Below are 21,711 nucleotides of genomic sequence, written 5' to 3' on the forward strand. Positions count from 1 at the left end.
GCGGGTCTCAGCCCGCCGGGGCGGAGCGCTTGAAGTAGGCGGTGACCAGGGCTGATTCCACGCGTTCGACGCCGCCGAGGGTGCCGACACGCTCGGTGAGGTACGTGTCGAGGGCCGAGGCGTCCCGGCAGACGGTGACGGCGACCAGGTTGCGGGAGCCCGTCATGGTGCCGACGAAGGCCGCTTCGGCGTCCTCCGCCAGGGCCCGGGCCACCTGGGCGAGGCTGCCGGGCGCGACGGAGAGCCGCAGCATGCACTGCACGGAGAAGCCGAAGAGGCCCGAGTCGATCTCGACATCGAGCTGGAGCACGCCCATGCGGCGCAGTTCGTGCAGCCGTCGGCGTACGGCGGATTCCGACCAGCCGATCCGCCGGGCCAGGTCCGGGTAGGCCGCGCGGCCGTCGGCGGCCAGGGCGGGCAGCAGCCGGTGGTCGAGGTCGGTCAGCTCCACCGGTTCCGGGTCGACGGCCGGCTCGGGCGTGAGCGCGGTGATCTGGTCGTCGGTCAGCGCCAGGTTCCGGCCGGACCACCGCCGTTCCATGACCGGGCGCAGCACCCGGTGTGCCTCGACGTGGCTGACGTACGGCAGGCGGCCCAACGCGGCCAGCGGTGCCGGGCCCTCCCCGGCGACGCGGAAGACGCAGCCGATCTCGGTGCCGCTCGACAGGGCGGCCACCCAGGCGGTGTCGGGGCGGTGGGCCAGGGCGCGGGCGAGGACGGTGCTCCGGAAGGGCGGAACGCACAGCCGGACGAGCCATTCGGCGTGGCCGAGGCGGTGGCTGTTCGTCACTCCGGCGATGCGGGCGATGCCGCCGGACCTGAGTTTGCCGAAGCGCCGGGCGACGGTGCGGTCGGAGACGTCGAGCACTGCGGCGATCTTGCTGAAGGGGGCCCGGCCGTCGAGTTGGAGGGCGTGCAGGAGCCGCAGGTCGAGTGCGTCCAGCGTGACCGGTTCCATCCGGGCAGTGTAGGCCGGTGCCGATGCCGCCCCCGGCGGCCGCCTCGGGGAGCGCCGGGCGCGCGCCGGGGTTTCAGCGGAGTGAAACTTCTCACCCGGTTGGCGGTGTCGCCCCAGCTCTCCGGATTCTTCACTGGACTGGACCACAGAGACCAGTCCAAAACCCTTTACGACACAGTGGTGTTCATGCGTCACTCGTGTCGTGCCCTCGTCAAGCGAGTCGCTCCCCCGCACTCCGTGACAGGCCATCCCCCGGACCCGCCGCTACGCTCGGAACCGCTCCACATGCTACGCGAGTAGACCCCCTTCGTGCCGCTCACCCCAGGAGGCTCCCGTGTTATCGATCCGCAGCCGCAGACCCGCACTCCGCAAGCTGGTGGCCCTCGGAGCCGTCGGCATCGGCTTGGTGGCGGTGCCCACCATGACCGCCGTGCCGGCCTCGGCGTCGCCGCAGCCGCCCGCGTCGTCGAGTGGGTCCATCCCGCTCGGTGACGGGTACATGGGTGCCGGCTACCTCGCCGACGGCGACACGTTCGCCCCGGACAACCGGCACGTCGACCTCACTCCGGAGAGCAGCGCGTCCATCCAGGCGACGACGCTCCCCGGCATCGACATCTCGCACTACCAGGGCTCGATCAACTGGTCGTCGGTGAAGTCGGCGGGCATCAAGTTCGCTTACATCAAGGCCACCGAGTCCACCACGTACAAGGACCCCAATTTCAACGCCAACTACCTCAACGCCTACAACGCGAAGGTGATCCGGGGCGCTTACCACTTCGCGCGTCCCAACCTGTCCAGCGGAGCGGCCCAGGCCACTTACTTCGCCGGCCATGGTGGCGCGTGGTCGCGGGACAACCTGACGCTTCCGGGGATGCTCGACCTGGAGGGCGGCTGCTACGGCAAGTCGGCTTCCGCCATGCAGTCGTGGATCCTCGACTTCTACAACACGTACAAGGCCAAGACGGGCCGTGACGTCGTCATCTACACCAGCGCCAGCTGGTGGAACTCGTGCACGGGCGGCTGGAGCGGCATGTCGGCGCGCAGCCCGCTGTTCACCGCGCACTGGACGAGCGCGGCGAGCCCGACCATCCCGAAGGGCTTCCCGTACTGGACGTTCTGGCAGTACACCGACTCCGGTTCGGTGGGCGGCATTTCGGGAGCCGTGGACCGCGACCGGTTCAACGGCGACGCCACCCGGCTGCTGGCTCTGGCCAACAACACCTGAGACACCGGCCGGCAGGAGGGCGGCCACTGGGAACGGGCTCCGGTCCGCACCCGGTGGCCGCCCTTCCGTGTCAGCGGGCCCCGGCGAGCCATTCCCTGTACGAGGTGCGGGCGAGGTGCGCTCCGGGTCCCGCGATGAGCATGTCGCCCTCCACGGCCGCGAACATGCCCGCCCGGTCGTCCGTGACGACGGTACGGCGGTCGCCCCGGGCGGCCAGCGTGAGGCGCCCGAGCTCGTCCAGGGGATACACGTCGGGCCCGGCCACGTCGAGCGTCCCGTTCAGCGGCGCACCGGTGGCGGTGTCCGCGAGGGCGGCGACCACGTCGGCCGTCGCGATGGGCTGGAGGCGGGTGGCGGGGAGCCGGACGGTGTCCTCGTCCGAGGTCCACGACATGATCGCGTCGATGAACTCGAAGAACTGCGTGGCCCGCACGACGGAGTACGCGGTGGGCCCGTCGCGCAGCAGCTCCTCCTGGAGCGTCTTCGCCCGGTAGTAGTCCAGTTGGGGCACCCGGTCGACTCCGACGATGGACAGCACGACCTGGTGACGTACACCGGCCTGCTCGCCCGCCGTCAGCAGGTTCCTCATGGTCGTGCGGAAGAAGTCGGGCGACGCCGCGTCGAAGGTGGGCGAGTTGGTGACGTTGACGACCGTCTCCGCGCCGGTGAGCGCCTGGCCGAGGCCCCGGCCGGTGAGCAGGTCGACACCGGTCGACAGGGAGGCGGATTCCACCGTGTGCCCGGCCTCGCGCAGCTTCGACACGAGCTGGGAGCCGATGAGTCCGGTACCGCCGATGACCGTGATCTTCATGGACGAGCCTTCCGTGAGCCGGGGTGGCCGGCCGCCACCGTAAGCCGGGGGCTCCCGGTCACCGGTACCGTGACCCGGCCGCCCGGCGGCTCATGACCCGTACGGCTCAGCGCAGGACGCCGGCCTGCCGGGCGGCCCGCAGCCAGGACGGGAACTCGGACAGCAGGCGGTCGTACAGCTCCTGGTCGGAGACCTGCTCGATGTCGTCCACGGCGAAGAAGCCGACGTTGTCCACCCGGCGGCCGGGCATGGTGTCGAACCGCTCCAGTACTCCGTACTGCGCCCGGCCGAGGCCGATGAACTGCCAGAAGACGGGTTCCTCGACCGCCGCGCGCAGTTCGCGCTCGATCTCGTCGTTGCGGTACACACCGCCGTCGGAGAAGAACAGGACGAGCGTGGGCGCGGGCACCGGATGCGAGCGCACGTACTCCCGGACCTCGGCGATGACCTTCTGCTCCTCGTTCTGGATGCCGACCGCGCGCATGTCGACCTGGCCGGGGACCAGCCCCTTCGGGGGCCTCTTCCGCCCGAAGAGGCCGACCTGGCCGACCCGCACGTGCAGCCGCAGCCACTCGGGCAGTTCAGCGATGGTCAGGTCGGGGAGCCGCGCCGGGTTCGAGGCGAAGGTCCATGCCTGCATCTCGCCGTCGTCGTCCAGCTGGGCGGCGACGGCCGCCATGCGTTCGGTGACACCCGCGACGGTGCCGCGTGTGTAGAGGGTGCTCATCGACCCGGAGGCGTCCAGGACGAGGATCACCCGGGCGGTCAGCCGGTCCAGGCCGTGCTTGCCCAGGCTGACGGCCACCTGCTGTTTGCGCAGCGAGAGCCGCTTGCGCATGTCGACCGGCAGGTGCTCCTCGCCCTTGCCGAGGCGCGGCGCGCCGGGAGCGGCGGGCGCCGGTGTCGTGCGGGGTTCGTCCACGGTGATGCCGAAGTCCGTCGCCAGGCCGGCGAGCCCGCTCGCGTACCCCTGGCCCACGGCGCGGAACTTCCAGCCGCCGGACCGGCGGTAGAGCTCCCCGCACACATAGGCGGTCTCCGGGCCCGCCGCCAAGTCGAAGCGGGCCAGTTCCGCGCCGGACACGGCGTCCAGCAGCCGCAGTCCAAGACCGGGCACCTGACCGAAGGTGCCGCCGTCCGCCGAGGCGCACAGGGCGATCCGTTCCGCATCGGCGCCCAGCGCGGCGAGATCGGCCTCCAGGGTGTCGGAGCCGGGCTGCTTGCCGAGGTGGCGTACGGCCCCGGAGGCGTGCCGGGGCTGGTTGTAGAAGACGAAGTCCCCGTCCGAGCGGACCCGCCCGTTTGCGCCCAGCACCAGCGCGGAGGCGTCGACGTCGGGCACGCCCGGCCCCGGCGTCCAGCTCAGCACGGCCCGGACGGCGGATGCGGCCACGGGCATGTTGGCGCCCTTGCTCAGTGTCGTCACGGGCCCAGTCTGCCTGCCGGTGTTCCGCAGGGTCGACCGGGTCCGGGAACGTTCAGCCGAGGAGGGCCGCGTGGATCTGCCGGGTCGTCTGCGCGGCGATGCGCGAGTCGGTCGCGCCGTAGAAGGAGTAGGCGTTCAGTCCCGTGGCAAGGGCCCAGCCGCGCCCCCGTGTCCAGGTCGCGTCGTCCGGGCCGAGCGCGGCGCGGAAGGCGGCCCGGCTGTCCGCCGACAGCAGGGTGTGGGCGATCATCAGGTCGCAGGCCGGGTCGCCGAGGCCGAATCCGCCGAAGTCGATGACGGCGCTGAGGCGGCCGTCGCGGGTCAGTAGATTGCCGGTGTGGAAGTCGCCGTGCACCCAGACCGGGGGCCGGTCCCAGGCGGGCGCCTCCAGTGCCGCGTCCCACAGTTTCGTCATGGCCCCGGCGTCGAACACACCGTCAAGCGCGGAGATCGCCGCGCGCGTGGCGTGGTCCCGGCTGTGCAGCGAGTCCGCGGTGCGGTCGATGCCGGGGGTGAGCGGAAGGCCGTCGGCCTCGAAGCGTTGCAGGGCCGTGAGGAATCCGGCGAGCGCCACGGCGGTTTCCTCCGAGTCCTCCAGGGCCTCGACGGTGGCGGGCTCGCCGTCGAGCCACCGGGTCACCGCCCATGGCCACGGGTAGCCGAGGCCCGGCTCCCCCACCGCGACCGGCTCGGGGACGGCCAGCGGGAGGTGCGGGGCGAGCCTGGGCAGCCAGGTGAGCTCCTTGCGGGCCTGCCCGATCGCACCGGCGTGGCGCGGCAGTCGTACGGAAAGATCGCGGCCGAGCCGGTGGATCACATGGTCCGATCCGGCCTGGGCCAGCCGTTCCAGCGGCAGTCCGGCCCACTGCGGGAACTGGCTGTCGACCAGCCGCCTGACCAGCGGGGTGTCGATGGCGGGGCGGTCGCTCGTGGATGCCAAAGGCGGTCCCTGTCGTCGGCCCACTGCGTGCGGCGGGCGGTCCGGACCATCACACCGCCGCGCGCCCCGGCATGTCGAATCCTTTTCCAGGGAAGGTCATGCGGCCCTTTCCGGCCAGGCTGCCAGAATTGCGCCATGGCTCAGCACGAATCCGATCACGGCTATCTCCTGGACAACCAGCAGTCGGAGGCGGGCGACCGCTTCGGCGCCCTCTCCGCACTCTTCGACCCGGTGACGTTCCGCCATGTCGATCACCTGGGCATCGGTCCCGGCATGCGGTGCTGGGAGGTCGGTGCGGGCGGGCCGTCCGTCCCGCTCGGTCTGGCCGAACGGGTCGGCCCGGACGGGGCGGTGGTGGCCACCGACATCGATGTGTCCTGGACCGAGGGGGTCGCGGGCGGGGTGATCGAGGTACGGGCCCATGACGTGGCCGCCGATCCGCCCCCGGAGGGCGGTTTCGACCTGGTGCACGCGCGGCTGGTCCTGGTGCACGTCACCGACCGTTCGGAGGCGCTGCGCCGGATGGTCCGGGCGCTGCGGCCGGGCGGCGTGCTGCTCCTGGAGGACGCGGACCCGGGGTTGCAGCCGCTGCTGTGCCCGGACGAGTCGGGGCCGGAGCAGCGGCTCGCCAATCGGCTGCGTTCGGGCTTCCGGTCGCTGATGGCCGGGCGCGGTGCGGACCTGGAGTACGGCAGGACGTTGCCACGGCTGCTGCGCGAGTCGGGTCTCGACGATGTCCGGGCCGACGCCTACTTCCCGATCACCTCTCCGGCGTGCACGGTCCTGGAGGCGGCGACGGTGCGGCAGATCCGTGGCCGCCTGGTGGCGGCGGGGCTGGCCACGGACGAGGAGATCGACCGCCATCTGACGAACGTGGAGACCGGCCGCCTCGATCTCGCGACGGCGCCGATGATCTCCGCGTGGGGGCGCCGCCCGCGACGGCCGTGAGCAGGCGGTGGTCGCACGTCAGGCCGCCGCCTCCGCGCGCGCCAGGAGTGCCGGGAGCCCGGCGAGGAGCGGGGCATCGCCGCACGCCGAGGCGACGACCATCTCCTCCAGCGCCCACAGGTGGGCCCTGATCCTGGGCGGTGGGAGGTAGGCGGTGTCGGCGGTGAGCATGACGGCGAGGACGCCCTCCTCCTCGGTGACGTGGACGCAGTACCGGCAGCCGAGCTTGTCCTCGGTGGCCGGGAAGCCGAACTCCGTACGGGACCGTGCGGCGCGCAGCTCCGCCGCACCGGGCGGCGGGCCTTCGTCCGGTGGGCGTACGAAGAACCGCTGGTCGTTGTAGCAGCAGTACGGGTGTACGGGGGTGCCGCGCTCCCGGCCGACGCGCTCGCGCAGGGCCTCCCAGGCGACCGGGTCGTAGGACCCGGCCCGGTAGCCCGCCAGGGCCGCGCGCCACGCCACCGGCAGGAGGTCCGTGAACCGTTCGGCGCCGGTCGTGTCGAGCAGGAACGGCGCGTCCTGGGAGAGCATCGCCACCAGGTCGCGCCGGTCCTCGGCGGCCCGGTTGGCGACGATGGGCATCATGGCCGCCGCCGGGTGGCCGCCCTCGGCTGCGACCAGGGCGGCGAGGGCGGTCATCAGGACCGTCGATCCGCTGATCCGGTGCGCGGCCGCGAGCGTGTCCGTCGCCCTCATCAGCGCCTCGGACACCAGCCTGCCACTCCAGAAGCGGGGGGTGCGGGGTGCGGCGGCCTGCCGGGGGAACATCGTCGGCGGCATGGTCCGGTAGAAGGACTCCCAGCGGGCGAGGGCCCGTTCGCTGCGGCGTACACCGGCGGGAGTGTGCTGGTCCCGGGCGAGGTCGAGGGGGTTGGTGCGCGGAGGCCGCCCGGCCGAGCCCCGGCGCACCAACAGCCGCAGGTCGCGTACCACTTGCTCGGCGGCGTGGCCGTCGGCCGCGAGGTGGCAGAGGACCAGCGCCGCGTGCGTGACCCGGCCCCGGTGGCAGACGGTGCCGACGCGCAGCGGCCATTCCCGCGCGTAGTCGAAGCGGGTGGCGGCCAGTTCGTCCAGCAGGGCGCGTGCGGTGGGCCCGGTCCGGTCGGGGTCCGGCTCGTCCACCACGGTGACCGGCAGGGCGCCGCAGTCGGTGAGCGACTGACGCGGGTCGCCGTCCTCGCCGTCGTACAGCCGGGTGCGCAGTGCCTCGTGGCGTTCCAGCAGGGCGGTGAGGGCGGTGGCGAGCCGGGGCAGGTCGGTGGCCCTTCCCCGCTCCCCCAGCGGGAGCAGGCGTCCGATGTTGAAGTAGACGTCGTTGGGGGCGGTGCGCAGGATCGCGTTCCAGATGGCCCGCTGGCCCCAGGTGAGGGGTGCGGTGCCCGCCCTGTCGCCCGCGAAGGGGATGTGCAGGGTGCGGGCGGTGGCGAGGCCGTTCATTCCGCCACCAGCCGGGCGGCCAGGCTGTCGACGCTCTCCTGGTAGAACGCCGGGTCGGCCAGGTCGAGTTCTATGCCGTACTCGTCCTCCAGGGTGTCGGCGAGCCGGAGCAGCGCCAGTGAGCTGACGCCGAGTTCGGTGAGGGTGCCCCGGGCGGTGAGGATCTCGGCCGTGGCGAGCTGCCCGTCCATGGCGTCGCTGATGAGCCCGGCGATCCGTGCGCGTGGGCCGGCGGCCGGGTCCTGGGCGGTGCTCAACGGTCCTCCTTCCCGGCCAGTCGGCGGCGCAGGCTCAGCGGCCTGATGTCGGTCCACACCTGGTCGACATGGGCCATGCACTCGTCCTCCGTGCCGCTGAACCCCTCGGGCCTCCATCCGGCGGGCAGGGGTGTCCCGTCGGGCCAAAGGGCGTGCTGTTCCTCGTCGTTGACCGCCACCAGATAGCGGAGGGCGGGTGTGTTCACTGGTTCTCCTCGATGAGTGCGGCGACGCACGCGGCGACGCCGTGGACGGTGGGGCTGTCGAAGAAGGTGTCGAAGGGCACGGCGACGCCGTACTCCTTGCGGATCCGGCCCGCGATGGCGGTGATGGTCAGGGAGTGTCCGCCGAGGTCGAACAGGTCCTCGTCGGGACCGAGGTCGTCGAGGTCGAACACCTCGCGCCAGATGGCCAGGACGGTGCCGGTGACGCCCTCGTCGCCCGCGTCCGCGACGGGGGTGTCACCGGTGGCGCGCTCACGCGGTGGTTCGGGCAGGGCGGCCCGGTCGAGTTTGCCGTTGGGGGTGAGAGGCATCGTGTCGAGGGGCACGTACGCGTCGGGCAGGGCCGCCGCAGGCAGGGAGCGGGCGAGGTGGTCGCGCAATGCCTGGGGCGTGGGTGGTACGCGGTGGGGCGCGGGCACCACGTAGGCGACCAGCCGTCCGGGCTCGCCGTCCGGGGCCTCCCGCAGCACCGTCGCCGCCTGCGCGACCTGCGGGTGGCTGCCGAGGGCGGTGTCGATCTCGCCGAGTTCGATGCGGTGGCCGCGGACCTTCACCTGGGTGTCGGACCGGCCCGCGAAGGCGATGCGGCCGTCCGCGGTGAGCCGGACGAGGTCGCCCGTGCGGTAGAGGCGGGCGCCGGGCGGGCCGTACGGGTCCGGGACGAAGCGGGCGGCGGTGAGTCCGGGGCGGCCCCGGTAGCCGTGGGCGACGCCGTCGCCGCCGATGTACAGCTCGCCGGTCAGCCCCTGCGGCAGCGGTTCGAGGCGGGCGTCCAGGACGTAGGTGCGGGTGTTGGCCAGCGGGCGGCCGATGGTGACGGGGTCATCGGGTCCGAGCTCGGCGGCCGTGGACCACACCGTCGTCTCGGTCGGCCCGTACACGTTGACCAACCGGCCCACCGCCGCGCGCAGTTCGCGGGCCAGGGCATCGGGCAGTGCCTCTCCCCCGGTCAGGGCCACCACGTCCGGTGCGTGGAGCCCGGCGGCGAGCAGGGTGCGCCAGCCGCTGGGGGTGGCCTGTACGTGGGTGAGCCGGTGCCGGTCCACGAGCGCGACGAGCGCGGTGCCGTCGCGGTGGCGGCCCTCGGGGACGAGGACGACGGTGCCACCTGTGGCCAGGGGCAGGAAGAGTTCGACGGTGGAGATGTCGAAGGAGAGCGAGGTGAGCCCGAGCCAGCGGCTGCCGGGCCCCGTACTGGTGATGTCCCGCAGCGCCGCGAGGAGGTTGGCGAGGGCCGCGTGCGACACCTCGACGCCCTTGGGCACACCGGTGGAGCCGGAGGTGTACAGCACATAGGCGGGGTCCGTGAGGGCGGGCGGCGCGGGCGCGGGCGGCGGGGCCTCGGGCAGCCGGTCCAGGTCCTCGGGCCCCGGGTCGGTGGCGGTCTCCAGGGCGATCCCGGAGTCGGTGCGGAGGAACGCCAGGCGCTCCGCCGGGTGATCGGGGTCGAGCGGCAGGTAGGCGGCCCCTGCGGCGAGCGTGCCGAGGGCGGCGACGAGCTGGGCGGCCGAGCGGGGCAGCGCGATGCCGACGAGGACGCCGGGACCGGCCCCCTGGGCGCGCAGCCGGTGGGCGCGCCGGCGGACGGCCGCGTCGAGTTCGGCGTACGTGAGGGTGGTGTCGCCCTCGATGACGGCGACGGCGTCCGGGGTCGCGGCGGCCTGGGCGGCGAACAGTTCGGGCAGGGTGGCGGGGGCGCTGCCCGGGGCGTGGGTGGTGTCGGCGAGCAGCGTCGCGCGTTCCCGGGGCGGCAGGACCGGCAGTCGGCCGAGGGCGGTGTCCGGGGCGGCCAGGACGCCGTCGAGCAGGGTGAGGAAGTGGTCCAGGACGCGGGCGGGCGCCTCGCTCTCGAAGGCGGCGGTGCGGTAGTGAAGGCTGCCTTCCAGGCTGTCGGGCGCGTCGACCAGGTGGAGGTGGGCGATGTTCCGGGCGGTGCGCGCGAAGCCGGTCCATTCGGTGCGCGTGTCGAGGCCGGGGCCGAAGTCGGCGGGTTCGGAGGTGTCGCGCCGCCGGTAGCTGAGGGAGACCGGGCACAGCGCGGTGCGCGGGGTGAGTCCGCGCACCGCGCGGCTGAGGGGGACGGTGCGGTGGGCGTAGAGGGCGCGCAGCTCGGCCCGGACCGCGTGGACGAAGGCGGCGAAGGCGGTCTGTGGGCCCGGGTCGGTGAAGAGGGGCAGTTCGTTGACGTGGAGGCCGGTCTGCCGGGGCGCACCGGGCACGCGGGTGGAGAGTTCGATCGCGGTGGCCGGGGCGGTGTTGCCGTAGCGCAGCAGCAGGGCGTGCCAGGCCGCCGTGAGGAGTTCGAAGCGGGTGACTCCGAGCGCGGCGGCGGCGGTCACCAGGCGGGCGTGCCACTCCCCGTCTCGCCGGAAGCCGCAGGCGGTGCCGGGGGCGGGGGCGACGGGGTCCGCGTGGCGGGCGGTGAGACCGGGGAGGGCGGGGGCGGGGTCGTCGCGCCAGCGGCCGGCCCAGAAGCGGGCCGCGTCCTGGACGGCCGCCCCGGTGACGGGCGGCGCGGGTGTCGGCGCCTCGGTCGCCGATGGTGGCCGGCTCTCCCCCGTCATCGCCCGGTACGCCTGGGCCAGCCCGGTGACCAGGAGGTCCTTGGACTCGCCGTCGAAGACGAGGTGGTGGGCGACCACGAGCAGCAGGTGGTGGTCCGGGGCGGTGGTGAACAGCGTGGCGCGGGTCAGGGCCTCGCCCGGTCCGAAGCGGGCGGCGGTCTCCTCCTCGCGGAGCTTGCCGAGATCGTCGGGCGTGGCGGCGACCAGCCGGAGGGGTGGTGCCTCGCCCAGGATCAGGTGGGGCCCGGCGGGATCGGTGCGAGAGGCGAGCACGGGGGCGGCCCTCACGCAGTCGAGCCAGGCCGCAGCCAGGGCCGCCGGGTCCAGGGGTCCTCGGAAATGCAGGGCCAGGCTGAGGTGGTACGCCGAACCGGTGTCGAGGGTCTGCTCGGTGACCCAGAGCCCGTGCTGGGCCGGGTCGAGCGGGACCGGTGTTCCGAAAGCAGGGGTCATGGGGTCGCCTCGTCGTCCAGGAGCAGGTGGAGTTCGCGTTTGAGGACCTTGCCGCCCTCGTTGCGGGGCAGGGTGGCGCGGAAGAGGATCCGGGCCGGGAGTTCGTGCGCGGCGAGCCGGTCGAGCAGGAAGGCTCGCAGCCGGGTGACGTCCGGCTCGCCGTGCCGGGGCACGACGACGGCGGCGACGACGCTGCCCAGCACGGGGTGAGGGATGCCGAAGGCGGCGGCGTCCGCGATGTCCGGGTGGGCGTGCAGCGCGTTCTCGACCTGGATCGTGGACACCTTGTGGGCGCCGGACTTGATGACGTCGCGCTCCCGGTCGAGCAGGTGGAGGTAGCCGTCCGCGTCGAGCCGCCCGATGTCTCCCATGCGCACCCAGCTGCCCCGGAAGACCTCGGCGTCCGCGTCGGGGGCGCCCAGGTAGGCGCGGGGGGCGGTGGGTGAGCGCAGCCATATCTCGCCGGGTTCGCCGGGGGCCGCCGGACGCCCTTCGGGGTCGGTGACGCGCAGGTGGTCGAGTGCGGCGGGGCGGCCGGGTGAGTCGGGGTGGCCGGGGTCGAAGAGCAGGGTGATCTGGGCGGGGGCGGCCTCGGTGGACGTGTAGTAGTTGACGATCTGCGCGCCGGGGAACGCCTGCGACAGCCGGAGCGCGACGGGTTGCGGGAGTGCCGCCGCCGTGGAGCCGACCAGCTTGACCGTGCTGAGGTCGCGCCGGGTGAGGGCGGTGGAGGCGAGCAGTTCGATGGCGGTGGCCGGCACCAGGAAGACGCTGCCGACCGCGTGCTCCTCGATGAGCCGGGCGAACCGCAGCGGGGTGAACTGCGGGGCGGCGACTCCGGTGGCCGCGGTGTCCAGGCAGTTCACGAGCATCGTCTGCCCGGCGTTGGTGCCGATCGGGAAGCTGTGCAGGAAGGTGCGGGAGTGGCGCAGGGGCCTGCGGCGTTCGTCGAGGGTGCAGCCGTGGGCGAGGTTGGCGTGGCTTGCCCGGACGCCCTTGGGCAGGCCGGTGGTGCCGGAGGTGTAGAGGTACTGGGCGGGTGCGGACGGGTCGGGCAGCGGCAGCCAGTCCCCGGCACCGGTCGCCCCGCTCTCGATGTCCTCCGCGGCCGCCTGCCACACCCCTGCGGGCAGCCGGGGCGGTGGCCCGCCCTCGCCGTGCAGGACGCCGGCGCACCGGCTGTCCTCGACGATGTGCGCGGCGGCGGCCGGGGCCAGCCGGTCGGACAGGGGTACGGCGATGCCGCCCGCCCACTGCACCCCGCAGTAGGCGACCGCGTAGTCGGTCCACCCCGTACTGCCGTAGCGCAGCCCGACCGGGTCGCCGGGACGCAGACCGCGGGCGAGGAGGCCGTGGGCGAGGGCGGCGGCCCGGTCGTGCCAGGTGCCGAAGTCCAGGGCACGCGGCCCGTTGCGGAGGGCGACGCGGTCCGGATGGAGGGCGGCGCGGTGGACCAGCAGCTCGACCAGGGAGCCCGGGGGCGCGATACGGATCACCGGTCGTCCCCCGAGGTGGCGGCGAGCGCGGCCGCGCGTTCCCGGAGTCCGATGAGGTCGTCGGGCTCGGCGTCCGGCACATCGCGGTCGAAGCGGGCCAGGACCGGCAGCCGCAGCGCGAGGGCCACCAGCGCCAGCATGACCAGGCAGCACAGGAGGTACATCAGCCCGATCCCGCGCCCCGGCCCGGTGCCCAGCACCCGGCCCACGCTGTCGGCCAGCACCCCGTCGTCGGCCAGCAACGGGTCGAAGAGCCGGGCTCCCAGGGGTGCGACGAGTCCGTGGCCGATGGGGAGGGTGGACCAGGCGACCATGGTGTTCAGGGCGAAGACGCGGCCGTGGAAGCGCTGCGGGACCTTCACCTGGACGATGGTCGAGTACACCCCGTTGACCAGGGCGATGGCGCAGGACATCCCGAAGGCACCGGCACCGATCACCCAGAGGTCGGCGCGCAGCCCGGTCACCGCCCCGGCCAGGGCGAACACCCCGGCCAGCGCGAGCATCCCGCGCACCCGGTGTCTGCGGGGCCCTCCCCACACCCCCATGATCAGCCCGCCCGCGACGGCTCCGGCCCCGCCCGCCGTGGCGACCGCCGCCGCCCCGTCCAGGGTGTCGAAGGACAGCACCAGCGGTGTCACCAGGAGGAACAGCGGCGACAGGAAGAGGTTGAGCGCGGCGAACCACAGCAGCATGGAGCGGAAGCCCCGGTGCCGCCAGGTGTAGGCGAAACCCTGTTTGATCTCATCGATGACCGGTTCCCGGCGGGTCCAGGGCAGGGTGCGGGGAAACCTCACGCAGCCGAGTACGGCGACCGCGACCACGTAACTCGCGATGTCGAGGATCAGGATGCCGCGCAGACCGACGCCCGCCATCAGCGCCACCGCGACGAGTGGCACGACGAACTGAGCCGCACCAAAAGCGAGTTGGACGATCCCGTTGGCGTGGCCGAGATAGCGTTTGGGGACGAGTTGCGGGATCGCGGAGCTGTACGCGAGGCGCTGGAAGGTGAGCGCCACCGAGAGACCGCCGAGGAGCACGTACAGATACCAGGTGTCGAGTGCCCCGGCGATCAGCAGGCTCAGCATGGCGACCTGGCTGAGTCCCGCCGCGAGGTCGCCCGCGAGCATGACCTTGCGCCGGTCGAAGCGGTCCACGACGGCGCCGGCCAGCGGGCCGACGAGGATGCCGGGCAGCATCGCCACGACGGAGTACAGCGCGAACCGGGCCAGGGAGCCCGTCTCCAGCAGAATCCAGATGGGCAGGGCGAACTCCGTGAGCGCGGAACCCACGATCGACCCCAACTGCCCGAGCACGACGGCCAGGAAACGAGCGGCCCCAGGGGCGGGGGCGCCCGATGCCTCCGGGGCCTCGCCGTCCGCCCGGTCCGCCTCGGCATCCCCCGGCGGCCCGGTCTCCGCGTGGAACCACCAGGCCGCGTCCGGAGAGCGCGCGGGAAGGGTCTCGGTGGTCTCGGCGCGGATCGCCTCGTGGACGCTCGTCACCGCCTCGGCGACCTCGGCGGCCCGGTACTTCACGAAGAAGTGCCCGCCCTGGTCGATGACCGCGACCGCCGAGCGTTCCACGAGGAGCAGCCACTCCCGGTAGCGCTCCTGGTAGAAGTCGGCGGCCGGGTCGCGGTCGCCGACGAGCGACACCAGCGGGGCCCGCAGCCTCGGGGCGCCGGCCCCGACGTCGGCGATGGCTCCGGTGAAGTACTCCTCGGCGGCCCGACTGTCGCGGCGCATGTTGCCCACGATGAACTCGGTCTGCTCCCGGTCCAGCTGGGAGGTGTCGACGCCCATGCCCGTGAGCCAGTTGACGTACACCCGGTTGCCGAGCAGCGATTCCAGTGAGGCCACCTTCGAGAGGGCACCGAGCACCCGTCCGCGTGGCTTGGCGAAGGGGAACTGCGCACCCGCGTAGACCGCTTCGAGCTCGCGGCCCGACGCTTCGAGGAGCCGTGCGGTCGCCACGGCCAGCGCGGTGCCGACACCGCAGTGCCCGTACACGATCAGCGGGCCGCGGACCCGTTCGCGTATCTCGGCGGCCAGGCTCTCCGCGAGTTCGCCGAACGGCAGATGTTCCTCCGTCACACCGACGTCATGGCCCGGAATGGCGACGGACCACAGTTCGTAGCCCTCGGGCAGGAGATCGGCGACGGGCTGGTACACGACGGCACTTCCCCCGCCGTACGGCACACACACCAGCGTGGCGCGCAGCCGTCCGCCCGGGGCCTGCGGGGTGAGGCGGTGCAGCAGTCTGCGGGGACCCCGGGCGTCCTCGGGGGTGTCCGCGAGGGCGGCGAGGTCCCTGACGGTCCGGCAGGTGAACAGGTCCATCACACTGACCGGCCTGGCACCCGCCTCCGGGAGGAGTCTGCGGGCGCGGGCGACGACCTGGGTGGCGAGCAGCGAGTGGCCGCCGAGGTCGAAGAAGTCCTCGTCCGCACCGACCTCGTCGAGGCCGAGCACCTCGCCCCAGATCGCGGCGAGCACCCGCTCCGCCGGGGTCCCGGGCGCACTGCCCGTGCCGGTCGCCCGGTGGACCTGGGGCGCGGGCAGCCCACGGCGGTCCAGCTTTCCGTTGGGCGTGAGCGGAAGGGCGGGCAGGACGGTGAAGGAGGCGGGCACCATGTAATCGGGCAGCGCCCGCTTCAGCGCGGCGCGCAGTTCCTTCGGGTCGGGCGCGGGCTCCTCGCCGGTGGTCACGAGGTAGGCGGCGAGCCGCTTGTCGCCGGGGGTGTCCTCGCGTATGACGACGGCCGCCTCGCTCACCGGGGGCAGGGCGCGCAGGGCGGACTCGATCTCGCCGGGTTCGATGCGCAGGCCGCGCAGCTTGACCTGCTGGTCGATGCGGCCGAGGTGTTCCAGCGCCCCGTCGGGGCGGCGTCTTCCCAGGTCACCGGTGCGGTAGAGGCGTGAGCCGGACGGGCCGTACGGGTCGGGGACGAACCGGCTCGCGGTGAGGCCGGGCCGCCGGTGGTAGCCGAGGGCGACCCCGGTCCCGGCGATGTGGATCTCTCCGGGCGCGCCCGGAGGCACCGGCCGCAGCGCCCGGTCCAGGACGTAGAGGCGGATGTTGTCGACCGGGAAGCCGATGGGGACCACATCGGACGGCCCCGCGCACTCCCAGGCCGACACGTCGACGGCCGCTTCGGTGGGCCCGTACAGGTTGGCCAGGGCGCAGCCGGGCAGCGTCTCGCGGAAGGCGCGCGCCGTGTCCGGCGGCAGCGCCTCGCCGCTGCACACGACGCGGCGCAGGGCCGTGCACCGCCCCGCCCCCTCATCGGCGAGGAACAGCGGCAGCATGGAGGGGACGAAGTGGGCGACGGTGACGGGTGCGGAGTGGATGAGTCCGGTCAGGTAGGCGGCGTCCTTCTGGCCCCCGGGACGGGCCAGCACGAGGCGCGCACCGGTCATCAGCGGCCAGAAGAACTCCCAGACGGAGACGTCGAATCCGGCCGGTGTCTTCTGGAGCACGGAGTCCTCGGGCCCGATGGGGTAGCTCCGTTGCATCCACAGCAGGCGGTTGACGATGGCGCGGTGGGTGTTGGGCACGCCCTTGGGGCGGCCGGTGGAGCCGGAGGTGTAGATGAGGTAAGCGGGGTCGTCCGGTGCCGGAACACATGTCGTGGGAGCGCTCCCGCACGACGGGGCGCAGTCGTCTTCGAGGCAGAGGACGGTGGCACGGCAGCCCTCGGGGACGGTCATGCCACGCTGGGTCAGGAGCACTCGCGCGCCACTGTCCTCCAGCATGAACGCGAGCCGTTCGGGCGGATATTCGGTGTCGAGCGGGGTGTAGCAGGCGCCGGTGCGCAGGACGGCGAGGAGTGCGGTGACCAGTTCCAGGGAGCGTTCCGCGCCGACGGCGACGACGTCTCCGGGACCGGTGCCCGACGCGACGAGCCGGGCGGCGACGCGGTCGGCGGCGGCGTCCAGTTCGGCGTAGGTGAGGCTGCGTTCGTCGGCCGTCACGGCGGTGGCGTCGGGGGTGCGGGCGATCTGCTCGGCGATGAGGGAGACCAGGGTGGCGTCGGCCGGGACCGGCACCTCCGTCCGGTTGAAATCGTCGGTTTCCAGGGCGCGTTCGTCGTCCGAGAGCAGGTCGAGCCCGGAAAGCGGTACGTCGGGGCGGTCGGCCACCGCGCGCAGCAGCCGGTCGAGGTGGGCGGCGAGCCGGGCGATGTCCGCCTCGGCGAAGAGGTCGGTGTTGTAGTTGAAGGCGCCGCGCAGCCCGTCCGGCCATTCCATCAGGAAGAGTTCGACGTCGAAACGAGTGCCCGAGGCGCGCAGGCCGTAGGTCTCCGCTTCGAGGCCCGGACCGGCGGTGGCCTGGCGGCCGGTGGCGTAGTTCTGAACGGCCAGGACCGCCTGGAAGACCGGGGAGCGGGAGACATCGCGTTCCACGTTCAGCTCGGTGACCAGCTGCGCGAACGGCAACTCCTGGTGGGCGTAGGCCTCCAGGCAGGTCTCGCGCGTACGTTCCAGCAGCTCGGAGAAGGTGGGGTCGCCGTCGAGCCGGGCACGCAGGGCCAGGACGTTGACGAACATGCCGACCAGGCCCTCGAGTTCCGGTTCGGGGCGGCCGGCGACGGGTGATCCGACGGCGAAGTCGCGCTGGCCGCTGAACCGGGCCAGGAGTTCCTGGAAGGCGGCGAGCAGCACCATGTGGATCGTGGCGCCGTGCGCCTTGCCGAGGGCGGCGAGCCGGTCGAGGAGTTCACGCTCTACCCGGAATCCGAAGCCGGCCCCGTCGAAGGTCTGCCGCGCCGGGCGGGGGCGGGCGGTGGGCAGGACGAGCGGTTCCACTCCGGCGAGCTCGTCCGCCCAGTAGGCGACTTCGGCGGTGAGCGCGTCCCCGGACAGCCGGTCGCGCTGCCATTGCGCGAAGTCCCCGTATTGCACGGGCAGTTCGGGGAGAGGGTCGCCGTCCCCCGCGAGGCGTGCCGCGTAGCAGCGGAGGATCTCGGAGATCAGGATCTCGCTGGACCAGCCGTCGCTGACGCTGTGGTGGACGACCAGCAGCAGGATGTGGTCCCGGTCGGATACACGTACGAGCAGGGTACGGAGCAGAGGACCGGCGGCCAGGTCGAAGGGCTCGGCCCCCGCCTCGTCCACGAGGCGGGCCGCGTGCCCCTCGTCCCGCGCCTCCACGAAGGGCAGCGGCGCGGGCGCGGGCGCCGCGATCTCCAGCACGGGGCGGCCGTCGTCGGTCACCGGGTAACGGGAGCGCAGCGTCTCGTGGCGTGCGGTGACGGTGTCCACGGCGTGAGCCAGCGCCTCCCGGTCCAGTGCGCCGCGCAGCCTGCGCGCGACGGGGATGTTGTACGCGGCGGTGCCGGGCGCGAACTGCTCCATGAACCAGAGGCGTTCCTGCGCGAAGGAGAGCGGCGGCACGGCGCCCTCGGGTCTCCGGGGGACGACCGGGCGCGACGCGGCGGCGCGGCCGGCCTTGAGCCGGCGGCTGAGCAGGGCGCGCTTGGCGTCGGAGAGCCCGGCCGGGGGTGTGGTGGTGTCGCTCATGACGGCGTTCCGGTTCCTTCCAGGGCGCCGCCGTCCGAGGCGAGGAGGGCGGCGGCCTCCTCCTCGGACAGGGCGTCGATCTCGGCCGTCAGGGCGGCCTCCACGGCCTCGGCGAAGGCGGCGACCGTGCGGTGGGTGAAGAGGGTGCGCAGGGGGACGGTGAGTTCGGCGGTGGCCCGGACGCGGGCGATGACCCGGGTGGCGAGCAGGGAGTGCCCGCCCAGGTCGAAGAAGTCGTCCAGGGCGCCGACCCGTTCGACGTCCAGCACCTCGCGCCAGATGTCGGAGACCAGCTCCTCGGCCTCGGTGCGCGGGGCCAGGTAGCTCGCGCGGAGTTCGGGGCGCTGCTCGGGCGCGGGCAGGGCCGCACGGTCCAGCTTGCCGTTCGGGGTGAGCGGCAGCCGGTCCAGGACGAGGACGGCGGCGGGCACGAGGTGGGCCGGTAGGAGCGCTCCCACGGCGCTCCGCGCGGCGGCGGGATCGACGCCCGTGGCGGCGGGGACGACGTAGGCGACCAGGGTGTCGCGGTGGGCCACGACCGCCGCCTCGGCGATCCCGGGCTGAGCGAGGAGCGCGCTCTCGGTCTCACCGGGTTCGACGCGGTAGCCGCGTACCTTGAGCTGCCCGTCCAGCCTGCCCAGGAATTCCAGGGCGCCGTCGGGCCTGCGGCGCACGAGGTCGCCGGTCCGGTAGCGGCGGGAGCCGGGCGGGCCGTACGGGTCGGGGACGAAGGCGCGCGCGGTGGCGCCGGGCCGGCCGGTGTAGCCGTAGGTCACCCCCGTTCCGCCGATGAGGAGTTCGCCGGGGGTGCCGGGCGGGACCGGGCCGCCGTGCTCGTCGCACACGGTGGCGGTGACGCCGCCGATCGGGGTGCCGATGGGCGGACGGGCGCGGGTGTCCGCGTCGCCGAGGCCGGCGGTCGTGGCGATGACGGTGGTCTCGGTGGGGCCGTAGGAGTTGATGAGGCGTACCCGGTCGCCGAACCGCTCGCGCCACGCCCCGACGGCGGCGGCCTGGACCTGATCGGCGCCCAGGATGAGCAGCCGCAGCCCGTCCGGCCAGGGGACGACGTCCGGGTCGCCGACGAGGTGCTGCCAGTACGGGGTGGGCAGGTCCATGACGGTGACGTCGGAGGTGAAGTCCTCGGCCAGCTGGTCGGGCAGCGTGGCGCCGGGGTCGGCCACGACGAGGGTGGCGCCGGCGGCCAGGGCGGGGAACAGCTCCTCGGCACAGGTGTCGAAGCTGGGTGAGGCGCAGTGCAGGACGCGGTCCTCTGCGGTGATCCCGTATCCCTCGCGCATCCAGCGCACCCGCTCGGCGAGCGCCCGGTGCGGGACGAGGACGCCCTTGGGCCTGCCGGTCGAGCCCGAGGTGTAGACGAGGTACGCGGGGTCGTCGGGGTGGGGCGCGAGGGGGCGGGTGGGCCCGTCCCCCGCCGTGCCGGGGCCGGCGGCGTCCTCCACGTACAGCGTCCCCATGCTTGCGGGCAGCTCGATCGGTGGGGTGTCTCGCGAGGTCAGGACCGTGCGGGCGCCGCTGTCGGCGACCATGTACGCGATCCGGGCGGGCGGGTAGTCGGGGTCCAGGGGAAGGTAGGCGGCACCGGCGCGCCAGGCGGCGAGCATCGCCACGACGGCACGCGGTCCGCGTGGCAGCAGCACACCGACGGTGTCCCCGCGCCGTACCCCCCGCGCGGTCAGCCGCGCGGCGAGCACGCCCGCGGCGTCCCACAGTTCTGCGTACGGGAGTGAGGCGTCGCGCCCGCGCAGGGCCTCGCCGTCGGGGCGGTCGCGTACGGTCCGGGCGATGGCGTCGTGCACGGTGGAGGGGCCCTCGGGCAGGGCGGGGCCCCGGCCGGCCGCGTCCAGGGCGGCGCGCTCGTCCTCGTCCAGCAGCGGGAGGAGGTGGACCGGGGTGTCCGGGGCGTCCGCCGCTGCGCGCAGCAGCGTCTCGAACCAGCGCGCGAGGCGGGCGACCCGGTCCCCGTCGAGCAGGTCCGTGCGGTAGCCGAAGACGGCGACCACGTCCTCGCCGTCCCGGCGTACGTCGAGGGTGAGGTCGAACTTGCAGGCCCGCATGGCGGGGTCCAGTTCGGTGCAGCCGAGACCGGCGAAGGACGCGTCGCGGAGCAGCCCCGCGTCCTGGGTGTGGACGGTCAGCATCGTCTGGAACAGCGGGGTGCGCCCGGGGTCCCGGTCGAGGCGCAGGGATTCGGCCAGCTCCTCGAAGGGGATGCGGTCGTGGGCGAAGGCGCCGAGCACCGTGGAGCGGGCGCGGCGCAGCAGGTCGGCGAAGGTGGGCGTCCCGGTCAGGTCGGAGCGCAGGACCAGGGTCCGCGAGAAGTAGCCGATGACCCGTTCGGCCTCCGGACCCGACCGGCCCGCCGTGGGAACGCCGACGCAGAAGTCGCGTTGTCCGGTGCAGCGGTGCAGGGTCGCCTGGTAGGCGGCGAGCAGCACCATGAACGGGGTGCAGCGGCGGGCCCGGGCCAGGGCGTCGATCACGGGTCCGGCGCCGGTGAGGAGCTGGGTGTGGAAGGCGCCCTCGGGCGAGGGATGTTCGGGGCGGGGACGGTCGAGGGGAAGTTCCAGAACGGGTGCGCCGTCCAGGCGTTCGCGCCAGTAGGCGAGAGCTTCGCGCGCCTGCGCCTCGTCCGCGTCCCGCTCCTGCGCGGCCGGGTGCGCGGGCGGAGCGGGCAGGTCGGCTGTCCCGCCCCGGAGGTGTGCGGTGTAGTGCGCCGCCAGCTCGTCGCGCAGGACGTTGAGGGACCAGCCGTCGGCGACGATGTGGTGCAGGACCACGCACAGGACGTGCTCGGTGTCTCCCGTACGGAAGAGGGCGACGCGCAGCAAGGGGCCCCGGGCCAGGTCGAAGGCGCGGTTGGTGCGCTCGGCGATCAGCGGTCCGAGCCGGTCCCGCTCACCGCGCAGGTCGCGGCATTCCACGTCGACCGGGCCCGGTGCGGCCACCAGTGCGGCGGGCTCGCCGTCCTCGGCGGGGAAGCGGGTGCGCAGCGCCTCGTGCCGGGCTGCCACCGCGTCGAAGGCCGCGCGGAGGGCGGGCTCGGACAGACCTCCGGAGAGGCGCAGGACGAGCGGAATGTTGTACGAGGCGTCGTCGGGTTCCATCTGGTGCAGGAACCACAGACGTTTCTGGCCATGCGTCAGGTACGACTGGACGGCCTGGGTACTCATCCGACTCCCTCGGCGCGCACGCCGAGCGGCGTGGTGTGCGGTTGCTTCAGGTCAATGGGGACGTGTGGAGCGTGTGGGGGACGGAGCGGCACGGGGATACCGCGGCGGCCGAACGGTCTCGTCATCGGCGAGATCCGGTCATTCACGGCTTCAGGTGTTGCGATGTTATGAACAGCACACGCATGCGTCAATGCAAGACCTGTACACACAAACGGAGTTGAGAGATCCGACCTGCGCATGCGGCCCGGCCGACGAG

General features: G+C 73.5%; 13 protein-coding genes. 2 read left to right on the plus strand and 11 right to left on the minus strand.

Annotation, left to right across the window (positions count from 1 at the left end; all coding sequences use genetic code 11):
• Window positions 1–7: 7 nt before the first annotated feature.
• Window positions 8–958, minus strand: a complete 951-nt coding sequence (locus ACFZAT_RS21470) for an AsnC family transcriptional regulator (protein WP_391265817.1) — start codon at window positions 956–958, stop codon at window positions 8–10.
• A 334-nt stretch (window positions 959–1,292) separates the two neighbouring features.
• On the opposite strand from ACFZAT_RS21470, the gene ACFZAT_RS21475 reads away from it, so the two are divergent.
• A complete protein-coding gene (locus tag ACFZAT_RS21475) occupies window positions 1,293–2,183 on the plus strand; it encodes a GH25 family lysozyme (protein ID WP_391265818.1) in 891 nt (296 codons plus the stop codon).
• A 70-nt stretch (window positions 2,184–2,253) separates the two neighbouring features.
• Here ACFZAT_RS21475 and ACFZAT_RS21480 read toward each other — a convergent pair whose 3' ends face one another.
• The 3 genes from ACFZAT_RS21480 to ACFZAT_RS21490 all read right to left on the minus strand — a co-directional run bounded on the left by ACFZAT_RS21480 (window position 2,254) and on the right by ACFZAT_RS21490 (window position 5,360).
• Window positions 2,254–2,994, minus strand: a complete 741-nt coding sequence (locus ACFZAT_RS21480) for an NAD(P)H-binding protein (protein ID WP_391265819.1) — start codon at window positions 2,992–2,994, stop codon at window positions 2,254–2,256.
• A 106-nt stretch (window positions 2,995–3,100) separates the two neighbouring features.
• Complete coding sequence (locus tag ACFZAT_RS21485) at window positions 3,101–4,420, minus strand: VWA domain-containing protein (RefSeq protein WP_391265820.1); 1,320 nt, start codon at window positions 4,418–4,420, stop codon at window positions 3,101–3,103.
• Between the two features lie 52 nt (window positions 4,421–4,472).
• Window positions 4,473–5,360 carry a phosphotransferase gene (locus ACFZAT_RS21490; RefSeq protein WP_391265821.1) on the minus strand — a complete coding sequence of 296 codons (888 nt, stop codon included), beginning with the start codon at window positions 5,358–5,360 and terminating at the stop codon, window positions 4,473–4,475.
• A 135-nt stretch (window positions 5,361–5,495) separates the two neighbouring features.
• Between ACFZAT_RS21490 and ACFZAT_RS21495 the strand changes: the two genes are divergently transcribed.
• Window positions 5,496–6,308: a methyltransferase domain-containing protein gene (locus tag ACFZAT_RS21495; protein WP_391265822.1), complete on the plus strand. Its 813-nt coding sequence runs from the start codon at window positions 5,496–5,498 to the stop codon at window positions 6,306–6,308.
• A gap of 18 nt (window positions 6,309–6,326) precedes the next feature.
• On the opposite strand, the gene ACFZAT_RS21500 is transcribed toward ACFZAT_RS21495, so the two are convergent.
• The 7 genes from ACFZAT_RS21500 to ACFZAT_RS21530 are packed head-to-tail and all read right to left on the minus strand — an operon-like array spanning window position 6,327 to window position 21,455.
• A complete protein-coding gene (locus ACFZAT_RS21500) occupies window positions 6,327–7,745 on the minus strand; it encodes a condensation domain-containing protein (protein WP_391265823.1) in 1,419 nt (472 codons plus the stop codon).
• A complete protein-coding gene (locus ACFZAT_RS21505; protein WP_391265824.1) occupies window positions 7,742–8,002 on the minus strand; it encodes a phosphopantetheine-binding protein in 261 nt (86 codons plus the stop codon). Before ACFZAT_RS21505 ends, ACFZAT_RS21500 begins: the two co-directional genes overlap by 4 nt.
• Complete coding sequence (locus tag ACFZAT_RS21510) at window positions 7,999–8,208, minus strand: MbtH family NRPS accessory protein (RefSeq protein ID WP_391265825.1); 210 nt, start codon at window positions 8,206–8,208, stop codon at window positions 7,999–8,001. Before ACFZAT_RS21510 ends, ACFZAT_RS21505 begins: the two co-directional genes overlap by 4 nt.
• A complete protein-coding gene (locus ACFZAT_RS21515; RefSeq protein ID WP_391265826.1) occupies window positions 8,205–11,243 on the minus strand; it encodes an amino acid adenylation domain-containing protein in 3,039 nt (1,012 codons plus the stop codon). Before ACFZAT_RS21515 ends, ACFZAT_RS21510 begins: the two co-directional genes overlap by 4 nt.
• Window positions 11,240–12,739 carry an AMP-binding protein gene (locus tag ACFZAT_RS21520; RefSeq protein ID WP_391265827.1) on the minus strand — a complete coding sequence of 500 codons (1,500 nt, stop codon included), beginning with the start codon at window positions 12,737–12,739 and terminating at the stop codon, window positions 11,240–11,242. The genes ACFZAT_RS21515 and ACFZAT_RS21520 overlap by 4 nt, the downstream gene beginning before the upstream one ends.
• The gene (locus ACFZAT_RS21525; RefSeq protein ID WP_391265828.1) at window positions 12,736–18,261 is read right to left on the minus strand and encodes an amino acid adenylation domain-containing protein; all 5,526 of its coding nucleotides are present in this window, start codon (window positions 18,259–18,261) and stop codon (window positions 12,736–12,738) included. Before ACFZAT_RS21525 ends, ACFZAT_RS21520 begins: the two co-directional genes overlap by 4 nt.
• Window positions 18,258–21,455, minus strand: a complete 3,198-nt coding sequence (locus ACFZAT_RS21530; protein ID WP_391265829.1) for an amino acid adenylation domain-containing protein — start codon at window positions 21,453–21,455, stop codon at window positions 18,258–18,260. Before ACFZAT_RS21530 ends, ACFZAT_RS21525 begins: the two co-directional genes overlap by 4 nt.
• Window positions 21,456–21,711: the final 256 nt, after the last annotated feature.

Source organism: Streptomyces sp. NPDC008163, assembly GCF_042956885.1.
Classification (GTDB): domain Bacteria; phylum Actinomycetota; class Actinomycetes; order Streptomycetales; family Streptomycetaceae; genus Streptomyces; species Streptomyces drozdowiczii_A.

Bases quoted from the DNA above. Each gene is read 5' to 3' on its own strand.
- ACFZAT_RS21470 (WP_391265817.1), bottom strand. From the start codon at position 958: ATGGAACCGGTCACGCTGGACGCACTCGACCTGCGGCTCCTGCACGCC.
- ACFZAT_RS21480 (WP_391265819.1), bottom strand. From the start codon at position 2,994: ATGAAGATCACGGTCATCGGCGGTACCGGACTCATCGGCTCCCAGCTC.
- ACFZAT_RS21495 (WP_391265822.1), top strand. From the start codon at position 5,496: ATGGCTCAGCACGAATCCGATCACGGCTATCTCCTGGACAACCAGCAG.
- ACFZAT_RS21500 (WP_391265823.1), bottom strand. From the start codon at position 7,745: ATGAACGGCCTCGCCACCGCCCGCACCCTGCACATCCCCTTCGCGGGC.
- ACFZAT_RS21515 (WP_391265826.1), bottom strand. From the start codon at position 11,243: ATGACCCCTGCTTTCGGAACACCGGTCCCGCTCGACCCGGCCCAGCAC.
- ACFZAT_RS21525 (WP_391265828.1), bottom strand. From the start codon at position 18,261: ATGAGCGACACCACCACACCCCCGGCCGGGCTCTCCGACGCCAAGCGC.
- ACFZAT_RS21530 (WP_391265829.1), bottom strand. From the start codon at position 21,455: ATGAGTACCCAGGCCGTCCAGTCGTACCTGACGCATGGCCAGAAACGT.